The organism is Williamsia sp., from assembly GCF_016462415.1.
In the GTDB taxonomy this organism is placed as follows: Bacteria; Actinomycetota; Actinomycetes; order Mycobacteriales; family Mycobacteriaceae; genus Williamsia_A.
The window spans coordinates 35726-42163 of the sequence record NZ_JAEMTF010000029.1 but is presented as its reverse complement, the minus strand read 5'-3'; the positions used below and the strand labels follow the sequence as shown (position 1 = coordinate 42163).

Sequence of the window (6438 nt, the reverse complement as noted above, 5' to 3'; positions counted from 1 at the left end):
GCTGGTGTGTAAGACCAGAGCTCTAACCACTGAGCTATACGCGCTGATGGCGCGCCACGGCGCCGATGCAGACAAGAATCTATCGCGCCACCGGGCGACGCGAAAATCGCCCGAGTGGGTCCGCTACGAGTGCAGAGCGGTGAGAGCCCGCTCCCAGAGCGTGTCGTCGCGTGCCTCCCCGGGCCCGACCACGTCGGAGAAGGTGATGATGCCGTCCTGACCGACGACGAACGTGCCGCGATTGGCGTACCCGGCCCGCGCGTTGAACACCCCGTAGTTCATCGCGGTCACCCCGTGCGGCCAGAAGTCCGACAGGATCGGGAACAGGAATCCCTGCGCCGACGACCAGATCTTGTGCGTCGGGGGCGGACCGACCGAGATGGCCGCCAGGGTGGTCCGGTCGGTCTCGAAATCGGGGAGACGGTCACGCAGGATGGCGAGTTCGCCCTCGCAGGTACCGGTGAAGGCGAGCGGGAAGAAGACCACGAGGACCTTCTTGGTGGCGCGTGCCGCCTGCAGGCTCACGCGCTGGTTGTTCTGGTCGCGGAGCTCGAAGTCCGGCGCGATCGAGCCGGGCGGTAGCGGTCGCGACGGAGTGGCGGCCGGGGAGTCCATCGCCACGCGAGCCATCTGGTCGAGCGATCCCGCACCGGTGGCGGAGGAGTCGATCACGCGCGCTTCGCCGACCGCGACTTGGGTTGCACCAAGCGCGATCCGGACCAATCCCCCAGGCTGATGACCGAGGTCTGGGTGAGTCCCGCCGTCGGCGCGGACTCCGCGATCTCGGCCGGGTCGACATATCCCGACGTGCCCGTCTTGGGGGAGAACACCCAGACGTATCCGTCGTCGGCGAGCGGTCCGATGGCATCCATCAGGGCGTCCACGAGATCGCCGTCGTCATCGCGCCACCAGAGGACGACGACATCGATGACCTCATCGGAGTCCTCGTCGAGCATCTCGGCGCCGACGCGATCCTCGATGTCGACGCGGAGGTCGTCATCGGTGTCCTCGTCCCACCCGAGCTCCTGCACCACCATGCCCGGCGTGAATCCGAGCTTCTCGGCGCGATTACCATCCGCAGCGGCAACCAACGCGTGCGACCTCCTCATAGGTTTCCCGACCGAACATGTCGTGCGCCGACGTCCCGATGGGAAATCGGCCGATTGGTACTAGAGAACAGCGTGTGCGGCCAAGTTGCAAGCCGAGTCGCCGATCCCGCGCGGGTGTCGGACGGCGTCGTGGCCGGTGAGCCCGATATCGGACCCACCGAAGGCGTTCATCCTCCCGGCGAGCCGGACGGCGACGCCGGAACCGCGGGCGTGGCGGAGGAACTCGATGCCGCGTACGGGCCGCAGGAATCGAGGATGGCGTCGCGGGCGCGGATCCAGGCAGTCGATGCGGCGTTGAGCGGCGCCCGCGTCCTGGTGCCGACCGCTCGCGACAACGCAGCTGTACGGTCGACGAACGCCTGGGCCGGCGCACGGACTCCGTCGGACACCTCACCGGTCAGCGCGTCGGTGATAGCCCCTGAGCCGCGGGCGAACTCATCGACCGCCCGCCGGTCGACTCCCCCGAGATCTGCATAGTCCTGCTTCGAGTTCAGGGCGGCGACGAACGCGTTGTAGGTACGCAGCATCGACACCGCGGAGGTGGAGACCGTCGCGCACAGACTGTACTCGGCCTCCGACGTCGCGGCCTGACTGCTGCGGGCCGCACTCGAGGACTGATCGGCGCGGTACTGGCCGGCCGCGACCGCGTCGACCCGGCCGGACCCGTCCACGGCGGAGGTGCACCCCGTCGCCAGGCAGAGCAGCGTGCCCATCATCAGCGCGCCGACCGCGTGATGCGTGCGCGCCGACGCGCCCGCGCTCTGACCCTTCACAGATGAATAGTGCCTCAGCCGACACAGGCGGACCAACACGTCAGCCGAGTCCGACACGCCGCTGAGCACCCGCTGGAGGAGACCTATCGCACCTAGTTGACCGCTGCGGTGCCAATCGGAGATCACATACGGCACGATTGGTGACGTACCTCGCTCCGGCGCCACCATGCCGGGTTCGGGGTCGCACCGACGCGGACGCACATTCCGCTCTCGGTGAGCCGATCAGGTTCCGGCCACAACATGCCGGTCGACACGAGGAGTTATCCACCAGTGACAGAGCAGAGCACGCAGGAAGCACGCGGCGGCAGCGGCAAGGACCGCTCCTCGGGCACCGACCGGGTCCGCGTCATCCGCGAAGGCGTGGCGTCCTACCTACCCGACATCGATCCGCAGGAGACCGACGAGTGGTTGGAGTCCTTCGACGGGCTGTTGGAGAACGCCGGTCCGGGACGCGCGCGCTACCTCATGCTGCGACTGCTCGAACGCGCCAGCGAGAAGCGCGTGTCGATCCCGTCGTTGACCTCGACCGACTACGTGAACACCATCCCGACCGAGAACGAGCCGTGGTTCCCCGGTGACGAGGACGTCGAACGTCGATTCCGGGCGTTCATCCGCTGGAACGCCGCGATCATGGTGCACCGCGCCCAGCGACCGGGCGTCGGCGTCGGCGGGCACATCTCCACCTACGCCTCCTCGGCGGCGCTCTACGAGGTCGGCTTCAACCACTTCTTCCGCGGCCAGGACCACTCCGGCGGCGGCGACCAGATCTTCATCCAGGGCCACGCCTCCCCCGGCATCTACGCGCGCGCCTACCTCGAGGGCCGGATCGACGAACACCGCATGGACGGGTTCCGTCAGGAACACAGCCACGCAGGCGAGGGCGGCGGCCTGCCGTCGTATCCGCACCCGCGGCTCATGCCCGAGTTCTGGCAGTTCCCCACCGTCTCGATGGGCCTCGGACCGATGAACGCCATCTACCAGGCGCGGTTCAACCACTACCTCAACGACCGCGGCATCAAGGACACCTCCGACCAGCACGTGTGGGCGTTCCTCGGCGACGGTGAGATGGACGAACCCGAATCGCGCGGCCTCGCCCACGTGGCGGCCACCGAGGGTCTCGACAACCTGACCTTCGTCATCAACTGCAACCTGCAGCGTCTCGACGGTCCCGTCCGCGGCAACGGCAAGATCATCCAGGAGCTGGAGTCGTTCTTCCGCGGCGCGGGCTGGAACGTGATCAAGGTCGTCTGGGGCCGCGAATGGGATGCCCTCCTGCACGCCGACCGCGACGGCGCCCTGGTGAACCTGATGAACACCACGCCCGACGGCGACTTCCAGGGGTACAAGGCCAACGACGGCGCGTTCGTCCGCGAACACTTCTTCGGGCGCGATCCGCGCACGAAGGAACTGGTCAAGGACATCTCCGATGACGACATCTGGAAGCTCAAGCGCGGCGGCCACGACTACCGCAAGGTTCATGCCGCGTACGCCTCGGCGATGGCCCACAAGGGGCAGCCGACGGTGATCCTGGCGCACACCATCAAGGGCTACACCCTCGGCAAGCACTTCGAGGGCCGCAACGCGACGCACCAGATGAAGAAGCTGACGCTCGACGACCTCAAGGACTTCCGCGACAGCTGCCGTATCCCGATCACCGACGAGCAGCTCGAGAAAGACCCGTATCTGCCGCCGTACTACCACCCCGGCGCGGATGCACCGGAGATCCAGTACATGCTCGACCGGCGCAAGACCCTCGGCGGATTCCTGCCCGTCCGACGGACGAAGAGCAAGACGCTCAAGCCGGCGACCGACGGTGTCATCAAGGCCATGGCCAAGGGTTCGGGCAAGCAGCAGGTCGCCTCGACGATGGCGCTCGTGCGCATCTTCAAGGAACTGATGCGCGACAAGGAGGTCGGCAAGCGCGTCGTGCCGATCATCCCGGACGAGGCCCGCACCTTCGGTATGGACTCGTGGTTCCCGTCGCTGAAGATCTACAACCGCAACGGTCAGCTCTACACCTCGGTCGACGCCGAGCTGATGCTCGCCTACAAGGAGAGTGAGATCGGTCAGATCCTGCACGAGGGGATCAACGAGGCCGGCTCGACCGCATCGTTCACGGCGGTCGGGACCTCGTACGCGACCCACGACGAGCCGATGATCCCGCTCTACATCTTCTATTCGATGTTCGGCTTCCAACGGACCGGCGACGGCCTGTGGGCCGCGGCCGATCAGATGGCGCGCGGGTTCGTGATCGGTGCGACCGCGGGTCGGACGACGCTGACCGGCGAGGGTCTGCAACACGCCGACGGGCACTCGCTGGTGCTCGCGTCGACGAACCCGGCGGTGGTGGCCTACGACCCGGCCTACGCCTACGAGATGGCGCACATCATCGTCGACGGGCTGGGGCGGATGTACGGCGACGACCCGGAGAACATCTACTACTACATCACCGTCTACAACGAGCCGATCTCGCAGCCGGCGCAGCCCGAGGACCTCGACGTCACCGGTGTGCTCAAGGGCATCTACAAGTGCCACACCGCACCCGAGAAGAAGCAGTACCCGGCGAACATCCTGGTCTCGGGCGTCACGATGACCGACGCGATCCGGGCGCAGGAACTGCTCGCCCAGGACTGGGACGTCGCGGCCGACATCTGGTCGGTGACGTCGTGGGGTGAACTCACCCGCGACGGTGTCGCCTACGAGAAGGCATCGCTCCGTGATCCGGACGGCGAGCACGAGCAGCCGTTCGTCACCTCGGCCCTGTCCTCTGCGCAGGGACCGTTCGTGGCGGTCAGCGATTTCATGCGTGGGCTGCCCGAGCTGATCCGCGCGTGGGTGCCCGGCACCTATCTGACCCTGGGTACCGACGGGTTCGGGTTCTCCGACACCCGTCCGGCCGCGCGCCGGTTCTTCAACGTCGACGCCGAGTCGATCGCTGTCGGCGTGCTGGCGGCCCTCGCTCGGGAGGGACACATCGAGTTCTCCGTCGCCGCGAAGGCCGCCGACCGGTACGACATCACCGACGTCCTCGCGGCGCCGGAGCAGACGTCGGATCCGGGCGTGTCCTGATCGATCACCGTCGTCCCACACCGCGCCGCAGCTCATGCGGTGGCGCGGTGCGGGGCGATCGGCGGATCCCCGCACGTCGAGCACCTACAGTGATCAGGTGACCGACAGCCCCCACGTGCCCGAACAGAACCCCGGTGACCTGTTCAGCGCGCGGGGCGCGCGCGTGCCGGCTCCGGCCAACATGCACGACGCCCTGCCGGACACGTTGTTGCGGCGCGTCAAGCAGTACAGCGGTCGGCTGGCCACCGAGGCCGTGCACTCGATGCAGGACCAACTCCCCTACTTCGCCGATCTCGAGGCCGGTCAGCGCGCCAGCGTGCAGCTGGTCGTGCAGACCGCGGTGGTCAACTTCGTCGAGTGGTTGCAGGATCCCGACGGCAACGTGAAGTTCACCGTGACCGCGTTCCAGGTCGTGCCCCAGGATCTGGCGCGCCGGATCAGTCTGCTGCAGTCGGTCGAGATGGTCCGCGTGGCGATGGAGTTCTTCGAGAAGTGGCTCCCACTGCTCGCCCGCAACGACGCGCAGCTGCGGGCGCTCACCGAGTCGGTCCTGCGTTACGGCCGCGAGATCGGCTTCGCCGCCGCGGCCATCTACGCCTCGGCGGCCGAGTCCCGTGGCGCATGGGACTCACGGCTCGAGGCCCTCGTCGTCGACGCGGTGGTCCGCGGCGACAGCGGCCCGACTCTGCTGTCGCGCGCCGCGGCCCTCAACTGGGACGCCGATGCGTCCGCGACGGTCGTCGTCGGGTACCCACCACCCGAACTCAACGTGTCGGTCCCGCTCGCCATCCACACCACCGCCCGCCAACACGAACGGTCGGCGCTGTCGGTCGTGCAGGGAACGCACCTGGTCGCCATCGTCAGCGGGCAGATGGACGCGAGTGATCCCTTCGTGGCGAAACTGCTGACCCATTTCGCGGACGCGCCGGTCGTCATCGGGCACACCACCGCCAACCTCGGCGCGGCCCATTCGAGTGCCGTGGAGGCCCTGGCGGGCATGGACGCGGTGGCCGGCTGGCCGGGGGCACCACGTCCGGTGCACAGCTGGGAGCTGCTCCCCGAACGCGCGCTGCTCGGCGACTCCGCCGCCGTCACGACGCTCAACGACTTCCTGGTGATCCCCTTGGCCAAGGGCGGGGCCACCCTGACGACCACGCTCGACGCGTACCTGGATTCCGGCGGATCGGTCGAATCGTGCGCACGGGAACTGTTCGTTCACCCAAATACTGTGAGATATCGACTAAAGCGGATAGCCGAGGTGACCGGCCGGGACCCCATGAATCCGCGCGACGCGTACGTCCTGCGGGTGGCTTCGACGGTTGGACGTCTGGCACAGGTTCGACACGAACCGCATACATGAGTCCCATGCGTCACACTGGTTTCGGTTTTTCTGGTGAACCTCCTATTGAGCCCCGGTTTCGACTGTTCACTATCACGAGTCTCGATACGGTGACAAACGGGATACGTGCAGACAGCCGTTTGTAGGA

At 67.3% G+C, this 6438-nt stretch carries 5 protein-coding genes; 2 read left to right on the top strand and 3 right to left on the bottom strand.

Going from position 1 to position 6438, the window contains the following annotated elements:
• Positions 1–123: 123 nt before the first annotated feature.
• From JHC79_RS09705 to JHC79_RS09695, 3 genes are all read right to left on the bottom strand, one after another.
• Positions 124–615 carry a peroxiredoxin gene (locus tag JHC79_RS09705; RefSeq protein ID WP_296390069.1) on the bottom strand — a complete coding sequence of 164 codons (492 nt, stop codon included), beginning with the start codon at positions 613–615 and terminating at the stop codon, positions 124–126.
• Between the two features lie 53 nt (positions 616–668).
• Positions 669–1091, bottom strand: a complete 423-nt coding sequence (locus JHC79_RS09700; protein WP_296390060.1) for a DUF3052 domain-containing protein — start codon at positions 1089–1091, stop codon at positions 669–671.
• A 185-nt stretch (positions 1092–1276) separates the two neighbouring features.
• Entirely contained in the window at positions 1277–1882 is a 606-nt protein-coding gene (locus JHC79_RS09695) for a hypothetical protein (protein WP_296390058.1), read from the bottom strand.
• A 348-nt stretch (positions 1883–2230) separates the two neighbouring features.
• Between JHC79_RS09695 and aceE the strand changes: the two genes are divergently transcribed.
• On the top strand, positions 2231–4951 hold the full coding sequence (gene aceE, locus JHC79_RS09690) for a pyruvate dehydrogenase (acetyl-transferring), homodimeric type (RefSeq protein ID WP_296390067.1): 2721 nt from the start codon (positions 2231–2233) through the stop codon (positions 4949–4951).
• Between the two features lie 181 nt (positions 4952–5132).
• On the top strand, positions 5133–6311 hold the full coding sequence (locus tag JHC79_RS09685) for a helix-turn-helix domain-containing protein (protein ID WP_296390064.1): 1179 nt from the start codon (positions 5133–5135) through the stop codon (positions 6309–6311).
• Positions 6312–6438 lie beyond the last annotated feature (127 nt).

Excerpts from the sequence above, each read along its gene's own strand:
- JHC79_RS09705 (WP_296390069.1), bottom strand. The coding sequence starts at position 615 with ATGGACTCCCCGGCCGCCACTCCGTCGCGACCGCTACCGCCCGGCTCG.
- JHC79_RS09685 (WP_296390064.1), top strand. The coding sequence starts at position 5,133 with ATGCACGACGCCCTGCCGGACACGTTGTTGCGGCGCGTCAAGCAGTAC.